Annotated in this window: 17 protein-coding genes; 11 read left to right on the top strand and 6 right to left on the bottom strand. The window is 65.1% G+C overall.

Annotation, left to right across the window (positions count from 1 at the left end):
• Nucleotides 1-54: 54 nt before the first annotated feature.
• Entirely contained in the window at nucleotides 55-1,176 is a 1,122-nt protein-coding gene (gene mutY, locus I6F35_RS17790) for an A/G-specific adenine glycosylase (protein ID WP_225118986.1), read from the bottom strand.
• A gap of 107 nt (nucleotides 1,177-1,283) precedes the next feature.
• Between mutY and I6F35_RS17795 the strand changes: the two genes are divergently transcribed.
• The 8 genes from I6F35_RS17795 to I6F35_RS17830 all read left to right on the top strand — a co-directional run bounded on the left by I6F35_RS17795 (nucleotide 1,284) and on the right by I6F35_RS17830 (nucleotide 10,857).
• Nucleotides 1,284-1,763 (top strand): DciA family protein, encoded by a 480-nt coding sequence (locus tag I6F35_RS17795; RefSeq protein WP_225118987.1) that lies wholly within the window; start codon nucleotides 1,284-1,286, stop codon nucleotides 1,761-1,763.
• Nucleotides 1,764-1,881: 118 nt separating this feature from the next.
• Nucleotides 1,882-2,538, top strand: coding sequence for a DsbA family protein (locus I6F35_RS17800; RefSeq protein ID WP_225118988.1), 657 nt, complete (start codon nucleotides 1,882-1,884; stop codon nucleotides 2,536-2,538).
• Between the two features lie 205 nt (nucleotides 2,539-2,743).
• Nucleotides 2,744-6,205, top strand: a complete 3,462-nt coding sequence (gene smc / locus I6F35_RS17805; RefSeq protein WP_225118989.1) for a chromosome segregation protein SMC — start codon at nucleotides 2,744-2,746, stop codon at nucleotides 6,203-6,205.
• A 132-nt stretch (nucleotides 6,206-6,337) separates the two neighbouring features.
• Complete coding sequence (locus I6F35_RS17810; RefSeq protein ID WP_225118990.1) at nucleotides 6,338-7,306, top strand: small ribosomal subunit Rsm22 family protein; 969 nt, start codon at nucleotides 6,338-6,340, stop codon at nucleotides 7,304-7,306.
• Between the two features lie 104 nt (nucleotides 7,307-7,410).
• Nucleotides 7,411-7,971: a LemA family protein gene (locus I6F35_RS17815; protein ID WP_225118991.1), complete on the top strand. Its 561-nt coding sequence runs from the start codon at nucleotides 7,411-7,413 to the stop codon at nucleotides 7,969-7,971.
• Nucleotides 7,972-8,005: 34 nt separating this feature from the next.
• Nucleotides 8,006-9,208, top strand: coding sequence for a M48 family metallopeptidase (locus I6F35_RS17820; protein ID WP_225118992.1), 1,203 nt, complete (start codon nucleotides 8,006-8,008; stop codon nucleotides 9,206-9,208).
• A gap of 170 nt (nucleotides 9,209-9,378) precedes the next feature.
• On the top strand, nucleotides 9,379-10,128 hold the full coding sequence (locus I6F35_RS17825) for a hypothetical protein (protein ID WP_225118993.1): 750 nt from the start codon (nucleotides 9,379-9,381) through the stop codon (nucleotides 10,126-10,128).
• Between the two features lie 60 nt (nucleotides 10,129-10,188).
• Entirely contained in the window at nucleotides 10,189-10,857 is a 669-nt protein-coding gene (locus I6F35_RS17830; protein WP_225118994.1) for a hypothetical protein, read from the top strand.
• Nucleotides 10,858-10,991: 134 nt separating this feature from the next.
• Here the strand turns inward: I6F35_RS17830 and I6F35_RS17835 are convergent, their stop codons facing one another.
• Together I6F35_RS17835 and I6F35_RS17840 are read right to left on the bottom strand one after the other, a co-directional pair.
• Nucleotides 10,992-11,531 carry an adenine phosphoribosyltransferase gene (locus tag I6F35_RS17835; RefSeq protein ID WP_225118995.1) on the bottom strand — a complete coding sequence of 180 codons (540 nt, stop codon included), beginning with the start codon at nucleotides 11,529-11,531 and terminating at the stop codon, nucleotides 10,992-10,994.
• Nucleotides 11,532-11,648: 117 nt separating this feature from the next.
• Nucleotides 11,649-13,814 (bottom strand): anthranilate synthase component I, encoded by a 2,166-nt coding sequence (locus I6F35_RS17840; protein ID WP_225118996.1) that lies wholly within the window; start codon nucleotides 13,812-13,814, stop codon nucleotides 11,649-11,651.
• 322 nt (nucleotides 13,815-14,136) lie between these two features.
• On the opposite strand from I6F35_RS17840, the gene I6F35_RS17845 reads away from it, so the two are divergent.
• Entirely contained in the window at nucleotides 14,137-15,138 is a 1,002-nt protein-coding gene (locus I6F35_RS17845; protein ID WP_225118997.1) for a VOC family protein, read from the top strand.
• Nucleotides 15,139-15,289: 151 nt separating this feature from the next.
• Here I6F35_RS17845 and I6F35_RS17850 read toward each other — a convergent pair whose 3' ends face one another.
• From I6F35_RS17850 to petA, 3 genes are all read right to left on the bottom strand, one after another.
• Nucleotides 15,290-15,964, bottom strand: a complete 675-nt coding sequence (locus tag I6F35_RS17850; RefSeq protein ID WP_225118998.1) for a dienelactone hydrolase family protein — start codon at nucleotides 15,962-15,964, stop codon at nucleotides 15,290-15,292.
• Between the two features lie 126 nt (nucleotides 15,965-16,090).
• Complete coding sequence (locus I6F35_RS17855; protein WP_225118999.1) at nucleotides 16,091-18,163, bottom strand: cytochrome c1; 2,073 nt, start codon at nucleotides 18,161-18,163, stop codon at nucleotides 16,091-16,093.
• A gap of 60 nt (nucleotides 18,164-18,223) precedes the next feature.
• Nucleotides 18,224-18,754: a ubiquinol-cytochrome c reductase iron-sulfur subunit gene (gene petA, locus I6F35_RS17860; protein ID WP_225119000.1), complete on the bottom strand. Its 531-nt coding sequence runs from the start codon at nucleotides 18,752-18,754 to the stop codon at nucleotides 18,224-18,226.
• 275 nt (nucleotides 18,755-19,029) lie between these two features.
• On the opposite strand from petA, the gene I6F35_RS17865 reads away from it, so the two are divergent.
• Together I6F35_RS17865 and queE are read left to right on the top strand one after the other, a co-directional pair.
• A complete protein-coding gene (locus I6F35_RS17865; RefSeq protein WP_225119001.1) occupies nucleotides 19,030-19,500 on the top strand; it encodes a tRNA (cytidine(34)-2'-O)-methyltransferase in 471 nt (156 codons plus the stop codon).
• Nucleotides 19,497-20,129 (top strand): 7-carboxy-7-deazaguanine synthase, encoded by a 633-nt coding sequence (queE, locus tag I6F35_RS17870; RefSeq protein ID WP_225119002.1) that lies wholly within the window; start codon nucleotides 19,497-19,499, stop codon nucleotides 20,127-20,129. Before I6F35_RS17865 ends, queE begins: the two co-directional genes overlap by 4 nt.
• Nucleotides 20,130-20,132 lie beyond the last annotated feature (3 nt).

Here is a 20,132-nt window from a genome sequence, read left to right on the forward strand (position 1 = left end):
CTCCGTTGAGCTCCCGTCTAACGCAAGGCTGCTGCCAGCATGCTGTCAGCACCCTCACAGGCCAAGCCCATGGGCGACCACCTTGCGCATCAGGTTCGGGAACGCTTCCTCCGCGAGGGTGGTGACCGGAACCCAGCGCATCCCCTCCGGCGCACGCGTGCGCGGCGGAACCGTCGCCGTGTAGACCGCCAGCTCGAGCGGAAAATGGGTGAAGACGTGGGTGACGACGCCGACCTTGCGGTGCCAGCGCGTGGCGCCCTTCAGCGACGGCGCCCGCGCAAGCGCGGCCGCATCGTCCTGCCCGGCCAGCCAGTCGGAGGTCGGCACTTCCGTCATGCCGCCGAGCAGGCCTTTCGCGGGGCGGGTTCGGACCAGGAGTTCATCGCCGCGGGTGACGATAAAGGCGGCACCGCTACGCAGCGCGCCGCTCTTCTTCGGCGCCTTACGCGGAAAACTCTCCTGATCGCCGCGGGCGCGCGCTGCGCAATCGTCATTGAGCGGGCACAGCGCGCAGGCCGGCTTCTTCGGGGTGCAGATCGAGGCGCCCAGATCCATCAGTGCTTGAGCGCTATCGCCAGCGCGAGACTTCTCGTCGCCGGCGCGCGAGGGGCCGAGCAAGGTGCTCGCCAACTCCTGGATCAGCGGCTTGGCCTGCGGCAAGGCCTCCTCGACCGCGAACAGCCGCGACACCACCCGCTCGATGTTGCCGTCGACCGGCATGGTGCGGCGGTCGAAGGCGATCGCGGCGATCGCGGCGGCGGTGTAGGGCCCGATCCCGGGCAGCGTGCGAAGCCCCTCCTCGCTGTCAGGAAAGACGCCGCCATGGTCGCGCAGCACCGCCACCGCGCAGGCATGCAGGTTGCGCGCCCGGGAATAATAGCCGAGGCCCGCCCACATCCGCAGCACGTCCTCGAGCGAAGCGCGGGCAAGCGCGGCGACATCGGGCCAGCGCGAGATGAACTTCTCGAAATAGGGTCCGACCGCCTTGACGGTGGTCTGCTGCAGCATGATCTCCGACAGCCACACCCGGTACGGATCGGCCCGCTCGCCCGCCGCCGCCCGCCACGGCAGCCGGCGGCGATGCCGGTCATACCAGGCAAGCAGCAGCGCAGGCCGCGCGGCAACCGCGTCAGGCGCTTCTCGTGGTTTGGTCCTGGCGGCTGCGCGAGAGCTCATAGGTCTATCTTAATGTGGCCGCGCAAATCTCTCCACGTCGCGCCCGCGCTTGTCGTGGGCATCCACGTCTTTATTCCTGCGATCGTTGCGAAGTGATATGAGAAACCATGGCAAAACCCGGCCCGATCAGCGCAAAGCCGCTTTCCATCCTGCTCAATGACGTCTTCTCCGACGCCTATGCCAAGCAGGGATTCGCCGCGCGCGAACTGGTGACGCGGTGGGCGGAAATCGCGGGGCCTGAGATCGCCGGGTTTTCCGAGCCGATGAAGATGCAATGGCCGCGACCGGTCGAGGGACAGCCGCAGGAGCCGGCAACGCTGGTGCTTCGGGTCGAGGGGCCGATGGCGCTGGAGATCCAGCACTCCTCCGACCGCATCCTGGAGCGGGTCAACCGCTTCTTCGGCTGGCACGCGGTCGGCCGGCTGGCGTTGCGGCAGGCGCCTTTGTCGCGGCGGCAGCGCCCGGCACGTCCACGCCCGCCCGACGCCAGGGCGGTGGCCGCGGTCGAAAAGACGCTGTCGGCCGTGGAGGATGAGGCGCTGCGCGCCGCGCTGGCGCGATTGGGGGCCTCGATCAAGCGAAATTGAGGCTTTTTCGCGCGATTGGTATTCGAGCGCGGCATTGCCACAATCCCTATTTCAAGCTAGCGAAAGCTCGCTTTTTTGGACCTCTTTGGGCGTGAATGCGCCAATCCGGGAGCCGACCTTGATCATCACGCGCCGCGCCTTCACCGCCGCTCTGTCACTGACCGGTCTTGCCGCCCTGATCGGCCTGTCGCCCCTGCGCCTGATCACGGAGGCGATGGCGCAGACCGCCGCCGATGTCGCCAAGCCGCAGTCGCTGCCGGACATGGCGCTCGGCCCGCAGAACGCCCCGGTGACCATCACCGAATACGCCTCGATGACCTGCCCGCACTGCGCGAATTTCAACGACACGGTGTTCCCCAAGATCAAGTCGGAATACATCGACACCGGCAAGATCCGCTACGTGTTCCGCGAATTCCCGCTCGACATCAAGGCGGCCGCCGGCTCGATGCTGGCGCGCTGCATCGCCAAGGACGACGCGCCGAAATATTTCGCGGTCATCGATCTGTTGTTCCGCCAGCAGAACGACTGGGTGATGAAGAACACCACGGAGACGCTGACGCGAATCGGCAAGCAGGCGGGCCTCAGCCAGCAGCAGGTCGAGGACTGCCTGAAGGACCAGGCGCTGCTCGACAAGATCGCCGCCGACCAGAAATACGCCAACGACGTGTTGAAGGTGAATTCGACCCCGACCTTCTTCATCAATGGCGAGATGCTGAAGGGCGAAACCTCGTTCGACGAATTCAGCAAGCGCATCAATTCGTTGTTGAAAAGCTGATTCGTCCACAGCTATTCGCAACCGCGCGATAAACCCAGCAAAAGGCTTGGGAAAAGCCTGAGGCGGTGGTTGCCGGTGCGGCCCGGCCTCGCCATTGTCGCGGCCGTGAGGGCCGCAGCGAGCGGTCCGCCTAGATACCGACATTGCCATCCATGGTATTGTCACGGCAGGGAGATTCGCGCCCGGCCAACAGAGATTTGTGTTCATGAAGCTCACGCGCCTACGCCTCCATGGTTTCAAGTCGTTCGTTGAACCCACCGACTTCATGATCGAGCCGGGCCTGACCGGCGTGGTCGGGCCGAACGGCTGCGGCAAGTCCAACCTCGTGGAAGCCTTGCGCTGGGCGATGGGCGAAACCTCGCACAAGTCGCTGCGCGCCGCCGACATGGACGCGGTGATCTTCGCCGGTTCCGGCAACCGCCCGGCACGCAACCATGCCGAAGTCGTCATGACGATCGACAATTCCGATCGGACGGCGCCGGCGGCGGTCAACGACAGCCAGATTCTGGAAATCTCCCGCCGCATCGAGCGCGAGGCGGGTTCCGTCTATCGCATCAACGGCCGCGACGTGCGCGCCCGTGACGTGCAACTCTTGTTCGCCGACGCTGCGACGGGCGCACGCTCCCCGGCGCTGGTGCACCAGGGCAAGGTCGGCGAGATCATCCAGGCCAAGCCGGAACAGCGCCGCCGCATCCTGGAGGACGCCGCCGGCGTCGCCGGCCTGCACGCCCGCCGCCATGAAGCGGAACTGCGGTTGAAGGCGGCCGAAACCAATCTCACCCGCGTCGAGGACGTGATCGGTCAACTCACCGGCCAGATGGACGGGCTGAAGAAGCAGGCGCGGCAGGCGATCCGCTACCGCGAGGTCGCAGCCAAGGTGCGCAAGTCCGAGGCGATGCTGTTCCATCTGCGCTGGATCGAAGCCCATGCCGACGTCAACGACGCCGCCCAGACCCATGATCTTGCCGTTCGCGAGGCGGCCGAGCGCACCCGCGAGCAGGCGGAATCCGCCCGCATCCAGGCAATCCGCGCCGCCGAACTGCCGGCACTGCGCGAGGCGGAAGCCCGCGCCGCGGCAGGCCTGCAGCGCCTCAACAATGCGCGCGAACTGCTCGACCGCGAGGAGGAGCGCGCCAAGGAACGTGTGTCCGAGCTCGACCGGCGCCTGGCGCAGTTCGTCGCCGACATCGCGCGCGAGCAGCAGCAGACGGCGGACGCCGACGTCGCGCTGCAGCGGCTCGACACCGAGGACGCCGAGCTCAAGGAAGAGATCAAGTTGCGGGTCGAGCAGCGCTCCGGCGTCGACGAGCGCGTCGCGGAAGCGGAAGCCGTGCTGGCAGAAACCGAGCGCCGGTTCGCCGAGCTGACCACAGAGCTCGCCGACCTCACCGCCAAGCGCAACCAGCTCGAAGCCGGCGTGCGTACTCATCGCGAGCGGCTCGCCCGGCTCGACCAGGAGATTGCGAACGTCCAGGCCGAGGACGAGCGGCTTGCGCAGGAGACCGGCTCGCTGGGCGACATCGACGTGCTCGCGGCCGCGGTTGAGACCGCGCAGCAGACGCTGGCCGAGGCCGAAGCCACCGTGCAGGCGAGCGAGACCGGACACGTGGTCGCGCGACAGACGCTGGAAGCCTCCCGCAGCCCGCTGACCGATGCGGAAAAGCGCGTGCAGCGGCTCGAGACCGAGGCCCGCACGATCTCCAAGATCGTCAATGGCGAGACCAAGAATCTGTGGCCGCCGATCATCGACGGCATCACCGTCGCCAAGGGCTATGAGAAGGCGATCGGCGCCGCGCTCGGCGACGATCTCGATGCACCTGTCGATCCTTCGGCGCCGATGCGCTGGACCAACGTCCCCGCCAGCGAGGATCCAGCGCTGCCCGAAGGCGTCGATTGCCTTGCGAACCATGTGCAGGCGCCGACGGAACTGGCGCGGCGCCTCGCCCAGATCGGCGTCGTGACCAAGGAGCGCGGCGCGGAGCTGGTGTCGCAATTGAAGACCGGCCAGCGGCTGGTGTCGCTCGAGGGCGACGTCTGGCGCTGGGACGGTTTTGTCACCGCCGCCCACGCCCCGACCGGCGCAGCGCGGCGCCTCGCCGAGCGCGCCCGCCTCGTCGATATCGAGCATGAACTCGAGCAGGCGCGCAGCGAGGTGATCGCGAAGCGCCAGGCGCTGGAGAATGCGGAAGCCGAATTGCGGGCCGCCTCTGCCGCCGAGACCGCCGCGCGTGAAGCGGCACGGGCTGCCCGCCGCGAGGCCGATGCTGCGCGCGAGCGCCATGCCGCCGCCGAGCGCGAGGTCAACCGCCATGCGGCGCGCAAGTCGGCGCTGACGGAAGCACAGACCCGCCTCGCCGCCGACCGCGCGGAAGCCGAGGCTGCGCACGAGAATGCGAACGCCGCGCTCGCCGAATTGCCGCCGAGCGTGGAGACCGAAGGCCAACTCGCCGCGGTCCGCGCCGAGATCGAGAACCAGCGTCGCAAGGCCGCGCAGGTGCGCGCCGAAGCGCAGGCGCTGGCCCGCGAGGCCGAACTCGCCGACCGCCGCGTGCAGGCGATCCTGGCCGAGCGCAACGAGTGGCAGAACCGCAAGGCCAGCGCCGCCTCCCAGGTCGGAACGATCGAGGCGCGCATCACCGAGGTCACGGCGGAGCGCGAGGAACTCGCCAATGCGCCGGAGGTATTTGCGGAGAAGCGCGGCGCGCTGATCAGCGAGATCGAGCACGCCGAGAATGATCGCCGTACCGCCGCCGACGCACTCGCCGCTGCCGAGACCGCGATGGCGGAAACCGACCGCGCCGCCAAGGCCTCGCTGGAAGCGCTCTCCAGCGCCCGCGAAGCGACCGCCCGCGCCGAGGAGCGGATGGAAGGAACACGGCGTCGGCTCGCCGACATCGAGCGCGAGATTCACGACATGCTCGAAGTCGAACCGCAGGCTGTCGCCGGCCTTGCCGAAATCGAGCCGGGCGCCGAACTGCCGCCGGCCGGCCAGGTCGAGGAAGAGCTTGAGAAGCTGCGCCGCGACCGCGAGCGCCTCGGTGCCGTCAATCTGCGCGCGGAGGAAGAGCTGCGCGAGGTGGAGACCCAGCACACCGGGCTCACCACCGAGCGCGACGATCTCGTGGAAGCGATCAAGCGCCTGCGCCAGGGCATCCAGAGCCTCAACCGCGAAGCGCGCGAGCGGTTGCTGACCTCGTTCGAAACCGTGAACAACCACTTCAAGCGGCTGTTCGTTGAACTGTTCGGCGGCGGTGAAGCCGCGCTGCACCTGATCGAGAGTGAGGATCCGCTCGAGGCCGGCCTCGAGATCATCGCAAAGCCGCCGGGCAAGAAGCCGCAGTCGCTATCGCTACTCTCGGGTGGCGAGCAGGCGCTGACGGCGCTGGCGCTGATCTTCGCGGTGTTCCTGACCAATCCCTCGCCGATCTGCGTGCTGGACGAGGTCGACGCGCCGCTTGACGACCACAATGTCGAGCGCTTCTGCAACCTGTTGCATGAGATGACCGCATCGACCGAAACGCGCTTCATCACGATCACCCACAACCCGATCACCATGGCGCGGATGAACAGGCTGTTCGGCGTCACCATGGCTGAACGCGGCGTCTCACAACTGGTCTCGGTCGACCTTGAAGGCGCGGTCGGCATCCTGGATCAGCACGTGGCGTGAGCAGAGTGCTCATCCCGTTGGTACCGTCATTGCGAGCGCAGCGAAGCAATCCATAGCGCCGCGAGCGGAGAGGTGGATGCTTCGCTCCGCTCGCAATGACGCGAGGACAGCGGGTCGTGACGTGACGAACAGATGATCTCGCCCGATCTTCCGGCTGAATTGAAAGTTGCGCTCGACGCGAAACTGCAAGGATTCTCGCGCACCGAAGCGGCAAGCCGCGCCGCCACGATCTCGCGGACCTACCGCGACGGCGGCGGCTCGGGCACGATCAAATCCGAAACCGATGCGCTCGCCTACGCGCTGGCACGGATGCCCGCGACCTACGCTGCCGTCGCCGCCAACCTCAATGCACTCATCGAGATCAAGCCGGACTTCGCGCCGACGTCGCTGCTCGACATCGGCGCCGGCCCGGGCACGGCGAGCTGGGCGGCGGCGGAAGCATTTCCGTCGCTGCAACGGTTCGTCCTGCTCGATGCCAACGCCACGTTGCGGGCACTGGCGCTTGGTCTCGCCGGCATGCGGCTGCGCGACGCGCGTTATGAACTTGGGCCGGCCCGGAAGCTGCTCGCCGATGCCGCGCCAGCCGATCTCGTGATCGCGAGCTACATGGTCGGCGAGGTCGATGAGGCCGAGCGAACCGCGCTCGCCGGACTGATGTGGGAGAAGACGCGCGAGACACTTGTGATCGTCGAACCCGGAACGCCCGCGGGCTATGCGCGGACCATCGCGCTGCGGGCGCAACTGATCGCGGCCGGCGCCCATGTCGCGGCCCCCTGCCCGCATGACGAAGAATGCCCTCTTGAGGCGCCGGACTGGTGCCATTTCAGCCAGCGGCTCTCCCGCTCGCGGGCGCATATGCAGGTCAAGGGCGCGGAAGTACCGTTCGAGGACGAACGGTTTGCCTATGTCGCGCTGACGCGGGCACCAGTCACGAGCCACCCCTCGCGTGTGCTGGCGCAACCTGTCGTCGGCAAGGCGGAGGTGACCGCAAAACTCTGCACCCCGGATGGCCTCTCGATCGCAAAAATCCCCCGCCGCGCCAAGGCCAACTACGCCCGCGCCCGGCGCTGGCGATGGGGCGACGCCGTGTCGGACGCTTGAACTAATCCCCGGCCCGACCAACGCAGGCCCACCGCAGGGGCGGGCTGACGCGCGCCTAGGTTTTCGTCTAGGTTTCGCGTGTCCTTCCCATCAGGAGTTTGTCCATGTCGACCGGCTGGATCGTTCTCGGCGTCATCGTCGTCCTCGTGCTGTTTGCGTTTGCCGCCTACAACCGACTGGTGGCGCTGAGCCAGCGCGTCAACCAGGCCTTTGCCGACATCGACGTCCAGCTCAAGCAGCGCCACGATCTGGTGCCGAACCTGGTCGAGACCGTGAAGGGTTATGCGGCGCACGAGCGCGGAACGCTCGACGACGTGATCAAGGCCCGCAACTCGGCGATATCAGCACAGGGGCCAGCGCAAGTCTCAGCCGCGGAGAACCAGCTCAGCGGCGCGCTCGGCCGGCTGATCGCGCTGTCGGAAGCCTATCCGGACCTGAAGGCCAACGCCAATTTCCAGCAGCTCGCAAGCGAACTCTCCGACCTCGAGAACAAGATCGCCGCCAGCCGCCGGTTCTTCAACAACGCGGTCCAGGAATACAACACCGGCATCCAGCAGATGCCGGCCGCTTTGTTCGCCGGCATGTTCGGCTTCACGCGCAAGGACTTCTTCGACCTCGGCGCCAGCCGCAGCGAAGTCGAGACCGCGCCGAGCGTGAAATTCTAAACGCCTCGCGCCTCTCGGCGAGCAGCAGCGCATCATGGCCGCCTACGGTCTCTACACCCACATCGCATCGAACAAGTTCCGTTCGATGCTGCTGCTCGCCGGACTGTTCGTCCTGATCTACGTGCTGGTCTATTCCGGCGCGCTAGTTGCGGAAGTCATGATCGACAGCGGCCGCTCGGTCGACGACTACCTGATGCGGGCGCTGCATGACCTGATCTCGGCTTCCCCCTACGCCACGATCGGCGCGGCGCTCTGGATCGTGATCGCCTATTTCTTCCACCAAAACATGATCGACGCCGTTACCGGCGGCGAGAGCGTGACGCGACAGCAAGAGCCGCGGCTCTACAATCTCCTGGAGAATCTTTGCATCTCGCGCGGCATCCCGATGCCGAAGCTGAAGATCATCGACAGCCCGGCCCTGAACGCCTTTGCCAGCGGACTGAACCAGCGCCAATATGCCGTCACGGTCACCACGGGCCTATTGCGGGCGCTGAACGACCAGGAGATCGAGGCCGTGCTCGGCCATGAGCTCACCCATATCCGCAACGGCGACGTGCAGCTGATGGTGATCGCGGTCATCATTGCCGGCGCGGTCGGCTTCTTCGGCGAACTGTTCTTCCGGATGTTCACCAACCTGTCGTGGAATTCCACCGGCGGCGGCTGGTCGTCCTCCTCCTCGTCATCATCATCCTCCTCGTCTTCGTCCGATCGAAAGGGCTCGGGCGGCGGCGCGATCATCGTGATCATCATCGCCATCGTCCTGATCGTGCTGGCCTGGCTGCTGTCGCAGGTGGTCAAGCTGGCGCTGTCGCGGTCGCGCGAGTACCTGGCCGATGCCGGATCGGTCGAACTGACCAAGAATCCCGATGCGATGATTTCGGCCCTGCGCAAGATCGAAAATCGGGGCGAACTGCCGGGCGCGACTTCGGCGGTGATGGAACTATGCGTGGACAATCCGCGCGAGGGCTTCGCCGACCTGTTTGCGACCCACCCCTCGGTGCAATCCAGGGTGGATGCATTGGTAAAGTTCGCCGGTGGTCATGATCCCGGGCCGATCGCCCTCCCGGTGGATTCCGCGGCGGCTCCCGGAGAAGGCTCACAGGAACTGGTGGCACAGGGCGAACCTCCGCCTCCCGTTCCGCCAAGCCCTTCGCGTGGCCCTTGGAGCGACCCGGCTGAGCCGGCTCCGCCGTCGCAGCAACCGCCCACTCAGGGCCCCTGGGGCCGACATTTTTGATTGTGGCGTCACGCCCTTCAACTCATTAAGAAAATCCCTACCAAATGCGCTGCTTGGCATTCAAGGAATTGAATTCTCCCTTGTTTCTGCCATGTTCGCGCCCAAAGCAGAAAACGGGGACTTGCCGATCGCCCTCGCGGTCGGGAGCGCGCGTGTCTTAAGGGATTTCCATGGCAAAGCCAGTCGTGATTGTGGTGGGCGCGGACAAGGGCGGGGTCGGCAAGACGACCGTATCTCGGACGCTTCTGGACTATTTCAACGCGAACAACGTCGGGACCCGGGCGTTCGACACCGAATCGCCGCGGGGAACGCTGAAGCGCTTCCATCCTGAGATCACCGAGATCGTCGACATGACGACGACCGCGGACCAGATGAAGATCTTCGACACCCTGAATTCCGGCCCCATGGTCACCGTGATCGACGTCCGCGCCGGCCTGTTGTCACCGGCGCTCGCCTCGCTGCGCGACATCGGCTTCCTGGATGCGGCCCGGTCCGGCCAGATTACCTTCGCGGTGTTCCATATCCTCGGCCCCTCGATCGCCTCGCTGGACGAGATCGCCGAGACCGCCAATTTCATGAGCGGTGCGAAATACTTCCTAGTGAAGAACTTCATCAACGACACCCAGTTCTTCCAGTGGGACCAGTCGACCTACAATTCCTATTTCCACCGCATCAAGGACGCGACCGACCTGACCATCCCGAAGCTCAACGAGATGGCCTATGAGCAGGTCGAGGTCGCTTCCGTCCCATTTCTCAAATTCGTCGCCAACAAGGGCCCGCACGACGAGGCGGCGAACTATTCTTTCGTGCTCCGCGGCTATGTCCGGCACTGGCTCGCCAACGTCTGGAGCGAGTTCGACCGCATCAAGCTGACCGACCTGGTCGGCGCCAAGCCGGTGACACGAAGCGGCGAAAAATAGTCGCCCGTCCGGGGCATGCGGGGCTGGATTAGGCACGAAAATCGCCTGATATAGCAGGCGATGTCAGCGACGCCGATCTACATCATCTGCTCGCCCCGCCCCCAGGTCGGCAAGACCCTGGTTGCGCGGCTGCTGAGCGAATTCTTGCTGCTGAAGAACGGCGACGTGATTTCCTTCGACATCAATCTGAAGGAGCCGTCGCTGCTCGACTATCTCCCCAGGACCACCGAGACTGCTGATGTCATCGACACCTATGGCAAGATGCAGTTGATGGACCGGCTGATCGTCAATGACGGGACAGCGAAGGTGATCGACCTCGGCTACCACGCCTTCGACGAATTCTTCAAGATGATCGACGAGATCGGCTTCATGAAGGAAGCGCTGCGCCGCCACGTCGCGCCGGTCATCCTGTTCGTTGCCGATATCGACCGGGCCTCGGCGCGCAGCTACGAGATGCTGCGCCGGCAAATTCCGCCGCGGGCGCTGATCACCATCGACAACGAGTTCGTGGTGCGCGGCGAGTTGCCCGCGGCCATGGGCCAGGGCCGGGTGCTCCGCCTGAGCGCGCTGCCGGTGTTCCTGAAGACCTATATCGACCGGCTGAACTTCTCCTTCACCGCCTATCTCAGGCACGAGAAGGACTCGTCCACCGAACTTCATCAGTGGATCCGGCGGAATTACACGATGTTCCGCGATCTCGAATTGAGCGTGATGCTGCAGCGGTCGTAGCCGTGGTTCCTGCGAAAGGTCGTAGCCCGGGTGGAGCGGAGCGCAACCCGGGACATTACCAGCGGCCCCGGGGTTACGCTTCGCTTCACCGGGCTACGGAACTGCAGCGGTCGTGACTGTCGTGCCTGAGAAGGCTAATGCCCCTCGAACGACATCAGCGTGCGGACGGGGACATCCATCGCCCGCAGCTTGGCGGCGCCGCCGAGTTCGGGCAGGTCGATGATGAAGCAGGCGGCGACGACGTTGGCGCCGATCTGCCGCAGCAGCTTGACCGCACCCTCGGCGGTGCCACCGGTGGCGATGAGATCATCGACCAGGATCACGCGCTCGCCGGGATGCACCGCGTCGGCATGCATCTCCATCTCGTCGAGGCCGTATTCGAGCGAGTAGGCGATCCGCACCGTGGTGTGAGGCAGCTTGCCCTTCTTGCGGATCGGCACGAAGCCGGCGGACACCTGGTGGGCTACCGCGCCGCCGAGGATGAAGCCGCGCGCCTCGATGCCGGCGACCTTGTCGATCTTCGAGCCGGCCCATGGATGCACCAGTTCGTCCACCGCCCGGCGGAAGGCGCGAGCGTCGGCGAGCAGCGTGGTGATGTCGCGGAACAGGATGCCGGGCTTCGGATAGTCCGGAATGGTGCGAATGGCGGCCTTCAGGTCGAGGTCAAATGTCATTGCTGTCTCGCTTTAACTGTCATTCCGGGGCGGTCCGTCAGGACCGAACCCGGAATCTCGAGATTCCGGGTTCGATGCTGCGCATCGCCCCGGAATGACGAGTGTGAAATCCTGCCCTCAATTCGCCTTCGCATCCAGCCGGAACGCGTTTTCCACGATGCGCAGGCCCACTTCGCCGCCGAGCGACATCAGCGATTCCGGGTGGAACTGCACGCCGCCGACCGGCAATGTCTTGTGCTCGATCGCCATCGCGATGCCGTCCTCGGTGGTCGCCGTCACCGACAATACATCAGGCACGCTCTGGCGCTCGACATAAAGCGAATGGTAGCGGCCGATCACGATCTCGTTCGGCAAATTTTGCATTAACCGGCCGCCGCGGACCTGGATGCGCGAGGGCCGGCCATGGGCGGGCTGGCCGAGCTGGCCGAGCTGGCCGCCGAAATATTCGCCGATCGCCTGCACGCCGAGGCACACCCCGAAGATCGGCAGCTTCTTGTCGATCGCCGCGCCGATGGTTTTCGAGATCCCGAAATCCTCCGGCCGCCCCGGACCGGGCGAGAGCACCAGCAAATCCCAGCCCTTCCGCTTCAACATCTCCTGGGCATGGACATGCCGGACCACGGTGACGGCGGCGCCGACCTGCCGGAAATAGTCCGCCAGCATGTGCACGAAGCTGTCGTCGTGGTCGATCAGGAGCACCTTCTTGCCGGAGCCGGTGGCATCGGGGGCAATGGTCGAGAGCCGCTTCGGCGGATCGCCGCGCAGCGCCTGGAACAGGGCTGCGGCCTTCACCTGGCATTCGCGGTCTTCGGCCGCCGGATCCGAGTCGAACAGACAGGTGGCACCGACGCGCACCTCCGCGAGCCCGTCCTTCATGCGGATGGTGCGGATGGTGAGGCCGGTGTTGATGCTGCCGTCGAAATTCACGCAGCCGATGGCGCCGGCATACCAGCGTCGCGGCGAGCGCTCATGGTCTTCCACGAACTGCATCGCCCACAATTTCGGCGCGCCGGTCACCGTCACCGCCCAGGCATGGGTGAGGAAGGCATCGAGCGCGTCGAAACCCGGACGCAGCATGCCCTCGACGTGATCGACGGTGTGGAACAGTTTCGAGTAGGTCTCGATTTGCCGGCGCGCCAGCACCTTGATGGTGCCGGGTACGCAGATGCGCGCCTTGTCGTTGCGGTCGACGTCGGTGCACATGTTGAGCTCGAACTCGTCCTTCTCCGAGTTCAGGAGCTGGCGGATCTGCTCGGCATCGCCGATCGCATCGCTGCCGCGGGCGATCGTGCCCGAGATCGGGCAGGTCTCCACGCGCCTTCCGTCCGAGCGGACGAACATTTCCGGCGACGCGGACACCAGGAATTCGCCCTCGCCCAGATTCATCAGCGCGCCATAGGGCGACGGGTTGATGCGGCACAGCCGCTGAAACACTTCCGCCGGCGAACGCTCGCAGGGCTCGGCGAAGAGTTGGCCGGGCACCGCCTCGAACAGGTCGCCGCGGGCAAACGCGGCGCGCGCGACCTCCACGGTCGCCTGATATTCGCCAGGCGCATGATCGGCAAAGCCTTGACGGTCGGTCTGGCGATAACGGCTCTCAGCGGTGTCGCGCGGCAGGCCTTCGGTGGACTTGCCGTTCCAGGCGAAGTCATATGTCAGCACCACGCCACGGCCGGTGGCGCGGTCATAGGCGAGCAGCCGATCGGGCACATACAGCACGATGTCGCGCTGGTCGGCCTCGCGCGACCGCTTCTGCAGGAGATCCTCGATCTGGAACACGAGGTCGTAGGCGAAGGCGCCGAACAGGCCGAGCAGCGGATCGGCGCCGGACGAGAAGGCCGCCACGAGATCGCGCACCAGCGACATCACACTGGCGCGCCGGGTGCGCTGGTCTTCTTCGACCGGGGCTTCGCCGCGGATGATATGGCCCGCGAGGCGTGCCGCACTCTTCTGGGTGATGACGACGCAGGGCTCGCGCAGGACATCAGCGAGGAAGGCGATCAGCACCTCGCCGCGCTGGTTCAGTGCCGACAGCGAGAAATTGGTGCCGGTGGTTTCCAGCACCAGCGGCGGATCGGAGAAGCCGAGATCGAAGCTCTCGTAGCGCCCCGGGACGGTGGTGCCCGAGGACAGCACGACGCCGCGGCGGCGGTCGAGCAGATCGATCAGGTCATCGAGGCGGCCGGCGTTGCCGGTGAACTGTTCGACCACGCGGGCGACCGCAAGCCCGCCATTGGTACGGTACTCGCTTTTCGCCGGCAGGGAGAAGACTGTCCTGTTCATGTGTTCCTCTTACGAGAGTTAGCGAGGGAGCGCCACACAGGACAACCGAAGGGACCGTCGCACTGCGATGGCGACCTTCGACGATATTTTGAATGAAATCGCACCGGCCACCTAGGAGAAGGTGGGCCACCAAAGACAGGATGGGCGGAAAACGGTGCTCATACCCGCTAAACACCACCCGCCGGGAGCCATGTCAAGGGACGAGCCTGGCCACGAGCCTGCCCAAAGTCCATCTTTGGGGTTTGAAGGCGGGCGAATTCGCGTAAGTTTGATCCCAAGGAGCGGCGGGCCAACCGCCCAATGGACAATGGTGGAGGCGCATATGGGACTATTGGGTCTCGGATATGCCGGGTTCGGCGCCACTGAGCTCGATGACTGGCGGGAATTCGGCACCACCCTGGTCGGCCTGCAGGCGATCGAGCGCGGCAATTCGCTGCTCGCCTTCCGGATGGATGACCGCAAACAACGCATCGTGATCGATCGCGCCGCTGCGGAAGGATCGCGCTTCTTCGGCTGGGAGGTGGCGGACGCGGCGGCACTGGATGAGCTTGCCGCCCGGCTCGAGCAGGCCGGCGTCGCGCTGACTGCGGAGCCGCAAGCCCTCGCCGACGCCAGGCATGTACGCGCCCTGATCTCCTTCCACGATCCCGAAGGCAACCGCCTGGAAGCGTTTCATGGCGCTGAGATCGATGCGACGCCGTTCAAACCCGGCCGCGCGATCTCGGGCTTCCGCACCGGCCCGCTCGGGCTGGGACATGCGGTGCTGACGGTACAGCGCATCGACCCGATGATGGCGTTCTACGTCGACGTGCTCGGCTTCGGGCTTTCCGACTACATGTTGAAGCCGTTTCGCGCCTATTTCTTCCACGTCAACCCGCGCCATCACAGCCTGGCGTTGATCGAGACCGGGACGAGCGGCATCCATCATCTGATGGTCGAGATGTACTCGCTCGACGATGTCGGGCAGGCTTACGACGTCGCGCTCAGCCAGCCCGACCGCATCGGCACCTCGCTCGGCCGGCACACCAACGACTTCATGACCTCGTTCTACGCCAGGACGCCGTCATCCTTCATGATCGAATGCGGCTGGGGCGGCCGCGAGATCGATCCGGCGACCTGGCAGCCTTACGAGATGCAGGACGGCCCGAGCCTGTGGGGCCACGAGCGCGTCTGGCTGCCGGCCAGGGATCGCGAACTTGCCCGCGAGATGCGGATGCACGCCGCCGCAGAGGGCCGCCGCGCGCCGGTGCAGGTGATCGAGGGCAACTTCAAACGCATGTCGGGAACGTGCCCGTGGTGGGACGGAGTGAAGAACGAGGCGTGAATCTCTACATCGTCCCGGCGCACGCCAGGCCCCATAACCACAGGCTACAGTGATTCGGCGAGATGTCTGCCCACGTGCCTATTACGACGGCCGCGGAGTATGGGTCCCCGCTTTCGCGGGGACGACAGCTGTCGGGTGATCGCAGCCAGGATCACCCCAAATGCTTCTTGAAGAAGTCCGTCGCCCTGCCCCAGGCGAGCTCGGCGGCCCGGCGGTCGTGCACCGACATCCGCTGCTCGTTGACGAAGGCGTGCTCGGCGTCATAGCGGAAGAGCTCGAGCGACTTGCCGGCTGCCTTCATGCCCTTCTCGAAGGCGTCCACCACCTGCGGCGTGCACCAATCGTCCTTGTTGGCGAAATGCGCCTGCAGCGGGATCTTCACGTCTGCCGGCTTTGCCGCCTGCTCCGGCGGGATACCGTAGAACACGACACCGGCGGTCAGTTCCGGAATCTTGGTGGCGCCGATGATGGTCACCGCACCGCCGAGGCAGAAGCCGGTGAGGCCGACCTTCGCGCCGTTGCGCGCGAGATACTGCGCGGCGCCGCGCACGGTCTGCGTGGTGGCATCCATGAAGTCGAGCGAGTTCATCTCGCGACCCGCAGCGTCGGTGTCATGATAAGGCACCACCGTCCCCTTGTAGAGGTCGGGCGCCAGCGCGTCGAAGCCGGCCCGCGCGAAACGATCGCATAGGCCCTTGATCTGCTCCTGCAATCCCCACCATTCCTGGATCACGACCACGCCTGGCGCATCGCCGCGCGCCGCATTGGCGAGATAACCGCTGGCGTCCTTTCCGTCCGGACGCTTGAAGGTGATGGTGGTGCCCATGAATTCCTCCGGAATGTTTCTGGGGGGGGGGTGCGGGTATCTTGACTACTCAGCGCACGAGACGCAATCGCGCCAACAAAAAAGCCCCCGCAGGGGCTTTTTCAATTCACGTTGCCGAAAGCGCGATCAGTGCGCGTTGGCCCAGACCTTCTTCTTGGTGAAGTACATCAGGATCGAGAACAGGATCAGGAACACGAACACCTGAAGCCCGAGCCGCTTGCGCGCCTCCATGTGCGGTTCCGCGGTCCACATCAGGAAGGTCGTGACGTCGTGGGCATATTGCGCGACCGTGGTCGGCGAACCATCGGTATAGGCGACCTGACCGTCGCTCAGCGGCTTCGGCATCTTGATGGCGTGGCCCGGGAAGTACTTGTTGTAGTAGGAGCCCTCGGGAATCGTCACGCCGGCCGGCGGATTCTCCTCGAAACCTTCCAGGATCGCAGTGACGTAATCCGGGCCCTGCTCCTGGTACTGGGTGAAGAAGTCGATGATGAACCAGGGGAAGCCGCGCTTGTAGGAACGGGCCTTGGTGATCAGCGAGAGGTCCGGCGGAGCCGCACCACCATTGGCCGCACGGGCCGCCTGCTCGTTCGGGAACGGAGACGGGAAGTAGTCGGCCGGCCGGCCCGGACGCTCGAACATCTCGCCCTGGTCGTTCGGGCCGTCCTTGATCTTGTATTCGGAGGCGAATGCGGCAGCCTGGGCCGTCGAATAGCCGGGTCCGCCGGGATCGGCGAGATTGCGGAAAGCGACAAAGGACAGGCTGTGGCAGGTCGCGCAGACTTCCTTGTACACCTGCAACCCGCGCTGCACCGCGCCGCGGTCAAACTTGCCAAAAGGGCCTGAGAACGACCATTTCTGCGCCGGCGGCGCAACCTCACCCCCCTCGGCCCTGGCGCTTTGCGCACCGCCGACGAGCAGCCCGCCTGCCACCATGATCGCGATCACGGTCGATACCATCGGCGCAGCCTTGCGGCCCGTCTTCGCCAGCACGTCGTCGGCGATCGAGTTCGGCACCGGCCTCGGCGTTTCGATCCGCGAGAGCAGCGGCAGCACGATCAGGAAGTAGGCGAAGTAGCAGACCGTGAGGATGCGGCCGGCGATCACATAGATGCCCTCCGGCGGCTGCGCGCCGAGATAGCCGAGCAGGATGCAGACGACGACGAACATCCAGAAGAACTGCTTGGCCAGCGGACGATACTTCGACGACCTGGTCTTGGAGCTGTCGAGCCAGGGCAGGAAGCACAGGATGATGATCGCCGCGAACATCGCGACCACGCCCACGAGCTTGTCCGGGATCGAACGCAGGATCGCGTAGAACGGCAGATAATACCATTCGGGCACGATATGCGCCGGCGTCACGCCGGGATTGGCCGGGACGTAGTTCTCGGCGTCGCCGAGATAGTTCGGCATGTAGAAGATGAACCAGGAATAGAAAATCAGGAAGCAGGAGACGCCGAACAGGTCCTTGATCGTCGCGTAGGGCGTGAAGGCGACCGTGTCCTTCTCGGTCTTGGCCTCGACGCCGGCCGGATTGTTCTGGCCTGCCACATGCAGCGCCCAGACGTGCAGCACGACGACGCCGGCGATCACGAAGGGCAGCAGATAGTGCAGCGAGAAGAAACGGTTCAGCGTCGGGTTGCCGACAGCGTAACCGCCCCACAGCAGCGTCACGATGCTCTCACCGAAATAGGGCACGGCGGAGAACAGGTTGGTGATGACGGTGGCGCCCCAGAAGCTCATCTGGCCCCACGGCAGCACATAGCCCATGAAACCGGTTGCCATCATCAGGAGGTAGATGATGACGCCGAGGATCCACAGCACCTCACGCGGCTCCTTGTACGACCCGTAATAGAGGCCGCGGAACATGTGGATGTAGACGGCGAAGAAGAACATCGATGCGCCGCAGGCGTGCATGTTGCGGAGCAGCCAGCCGTAGTTGACATCGCGCACGATCAGCTCGACCGAGCGGAAGGCGAGATCGGCATGCGGCGTGTAGTGCATCGCCAGGACCACGCCGGTCACGATCTGCACCGCCAGCATCATCGAAAGGATGGCACCGAAGGTCCACCAGTAGTTCAGGTTGCGCGGCGTCGGATAGGCGACGAAGGAGGAGTGAATGAGGCCGAAGATCGGCAGTCGCCGTTCGATCCACCTCAAAGCGGGGTTGGTCGGCTGATAATCGGATGGTCCGCTCATTGATGCGATCCTGAAGAAAAAAGACGACGCGATCGTTCCAAGCCTCGGCTGGGCCGAGACTTAACCGATCTGGATTTTGGTGTCGGAAACGAACTGATACGGCGGCACGGCCAGATTGGCGGGCGCGGGCCCCTGGCGGATACGACCGGAGGTGTCGTATTGCGAGCCATGGCAGGGGCAGAAAAATCCGTCGTAATTGCCCTCATGGGCGATCGGGATGCAGCCGAGATGGGTGCAGATGCCGATCACAACCAGCCATTGATCATGGCCGGACTTGACCCGCGCCTCGTCGGTCTGCGGATCAGGCAGGCTCGAGAGCGGAACGCTGCGCGCTTCCTCGATCTGCTTCTTGGTGCGGTGACTGATGTAGATCGGCTTGCCGCGCCAGAACACCTTGATGTCCTGCCCCTCGGCAATCGGCGTCAAATCGACCTCGATCGGCGCTCCGGCGGCGATGGTCGCCGCGTCCGGGTTCATCTGATCGATGAATGGCCAGACCGTCGCAGCCGCGCCGACCACGGCAGCAGCACCCGTTGCAACAAAAAGGAAATCACGGCGTGTCGGATGGTCCGCCGAAGACGCTGTCGTCACGATTCCAAGCCCTTTCTTGTCTGCAGCCGGTGGAACCGCCCCGGCAGCGCCCATTGCGACCGGGAGGCCTGCCGGCGCCCGCGGCCCCCCGCGGCGGCAGAAAACCACTATCCCTCCTCCCTAATGGCGGAACAGCAGTCCAGAATCGTTCTATTGGCACCCTTGCCGGACGAGCGCAAGCCCGCTATCGGCTCGCAAGCGTGCAATGCACGAGATGAGCGCCGAACGTTGTTTTATTGAGACATTTCGGCACGACCCAACCAAGCACCACGGCCATGCAGATCGCGCTGTTCCAGCCCGATATTCCACAGAACACCGGCACCATCCTGCGGCTGTGCGCCTGCCTGGATGTGACGGCCCATATCATCGAGCCAGCAGGCTTCCAGACCTCCGACCGGCATTTCCGCCGGGCGGGAATGGACTATATCGAGCACGTCCGGTTGATGCGCCATGATTCCTGGACCAGATTCGAGGAATGGCGCCGCGAGGCGGGCTACCGGCTGATCCTGTTCACGACCAAGGTCGCCAGTTCCTATCTCGATTTTCGCTATACGGCTTCCGATATCTTGTTGTTCGGGCGTGAGTCTGCAGGGGTCACCGACGCTGTGGTGGCGGCCGCCGATGCGCGGCTGGTGATTCCGATCAAGCCGCCCCTGCGTTCGCTCAATGTCGCAATGTCGGCGGCGATGGCGATCGGCGAGGCCTTGCGGCAGACCCGCAGCCTGCCGCTGAAGGAGATTCCGTGAGCTACGCGGTGAAGGAGATTTTTCTGACCCTGCAGGGCGAAGGCGCGCATGCCGGCCGCGCCTCCGTGTTCTGCCGCTTTGCCGGCTGCAACCTGTGGAGCGGCCGCGAGCAGGACCGCGCCGGCGCAACCTGCCAATTCTGCGACACGGATTTTGTCGGCACCGACGGCACGCTCGGCGGTCGCTACGCCAGCGCCGCGGCACTCGCCGACATCATCGCCGCGCAATGGACGGGCGACAATGTGGAGCGCTATGTCGTGCTGACCGGCGGCGAGCCGCTGCTGCAGGTCGATGCGCCGCTGATCGAGGCGCTGCATGCGCGCGGTTTTGCCATTGGCGTCGAGACCAATGGCACGATCATGCCGCCCGACGGGTTGGACTGGGTCTGCGTCAGCCCGAAAGGCGGCGCGGAACTCATGGTGCGGAAGGGGAACGAGCTGAAGCTGGTCTATCCACAGCAGGACGCCGCGCCGGAAGATTTCGTCGATCTCGATTTCGAGCGCTTCTCGCTGCAGCCGATGGATGGGCCTGACGCAATTCAAAACACCGCGCGCGCGGTCGAGTACTGCTTGCAACACCCGCAATGGCGACTGAGTGTGCAGACGCACAAGACGCTGGGCATCAGATAGGAG

The sequence above is a fragment of the Bradyrhizobium sp. BRP22 genome (genome assembly GCF_020194175.1).
In the GTDB taxonomy this organism is placed as follows: Bacteria; Pseudomonadota; Alphaproteobacteria; order Rhizobiales; family Xanthobacteraceae; genus Bradyrhizobium.

Coding starts and splice junctions, on each gene's coding strand:
- mutY (WP_225118986.1), bottom strand. CDS start 1,176: ATGAGCTCTCGCGCAGCCGCCAGGACCAAACCACGAGAAGCGCCTGAC.
- I6F35_RS17795 (WP_225118987.1), top strand. CDS start 1,284: ATGGCAAAACCCGGCCCGATCAGCGCAAAGCCGCTTTCCATCCTGCTC.
- smc (WP_225118989.1), top strand. CDS start 2,744: ATGAAGCTCACGCGCCTACGCCTCCATGGTTTCAAGTCGTTCGTTGAA.
- I6F35_RS17810 (WP_225118990.1), top strand. CDS start 6,338: ATGATCTCGCCCGATCTTCCGGCTGAATTGAAAGTTGCGCTCGACGCG.
- I6F35_RS17815 (WP_225118991.1), top strand. CDS start 7,411: ATGTCGACCGGCTGGATCGTTCTCGGCGTCATCGTCGTCCTCGTGCTG.
- I6F35_RS17820 (WP_225118992.1), top strand. CDS start 8,006: ATGGCCGCCTACGGTCTCTACACCCACATCGCATCGAACAAGTTCCGT.
- I6F35_RS17825 (WP_225118993.1), top strand. CDS start 9,379: ATGGCAAAGCCAGTCGTGATTGTGGTGGGCGCGGACAAGGGCGGGGTC.
- I6F35_RS17830 (WP_225118994.1), top strand. CDS start 10,189: ATGTCAGCGACGCCGATCTACATCATCTGCTCGCCCCGCCCCCAGGTC.
- I6F35_RS17835 (WP_225118995.1), bottom strand. CDS start 11,531: ATGACATTTGACCTCGACCTGAAGGCCGCCATTCGCACCATTCCGGAC.
- I6F35_RS17840 (WP_225118996.1), bottom strand. CDS start 13,814: ATGAACAGGACAGTCTTCTCCCTGCCGGCGAAAAGCGAGTACCGTACC.
- I6F35_RS17845 (WP_225118997.1), top strand. CDS start 14,137: ATGGGACTATTGGGTCTCGGATATGCCGGGTTCGGCGCCACTGAGCTC.
- I6F35_RS17850 (WP_225118998.1), bottom strand. CDS start 15,964: ATGGGCACCACCATCACCTTCAAGCGTCCGGACGGAAAGGACGCCAGC.
- I6F35_RS17855 (WP_225118999.1), bottom strand. CDS start 18,163: ATGAGCGGACCATCCGATTATCAGCCGACCAACCCCGCTTTGAGGTGG.
- I6F35_RS17865 (WP_225119001.1), top strand. CDS start 19,030: ATGCAGATCGCGCTGTTCCAGCCCGATATTCCACAGAACACCGGCACC.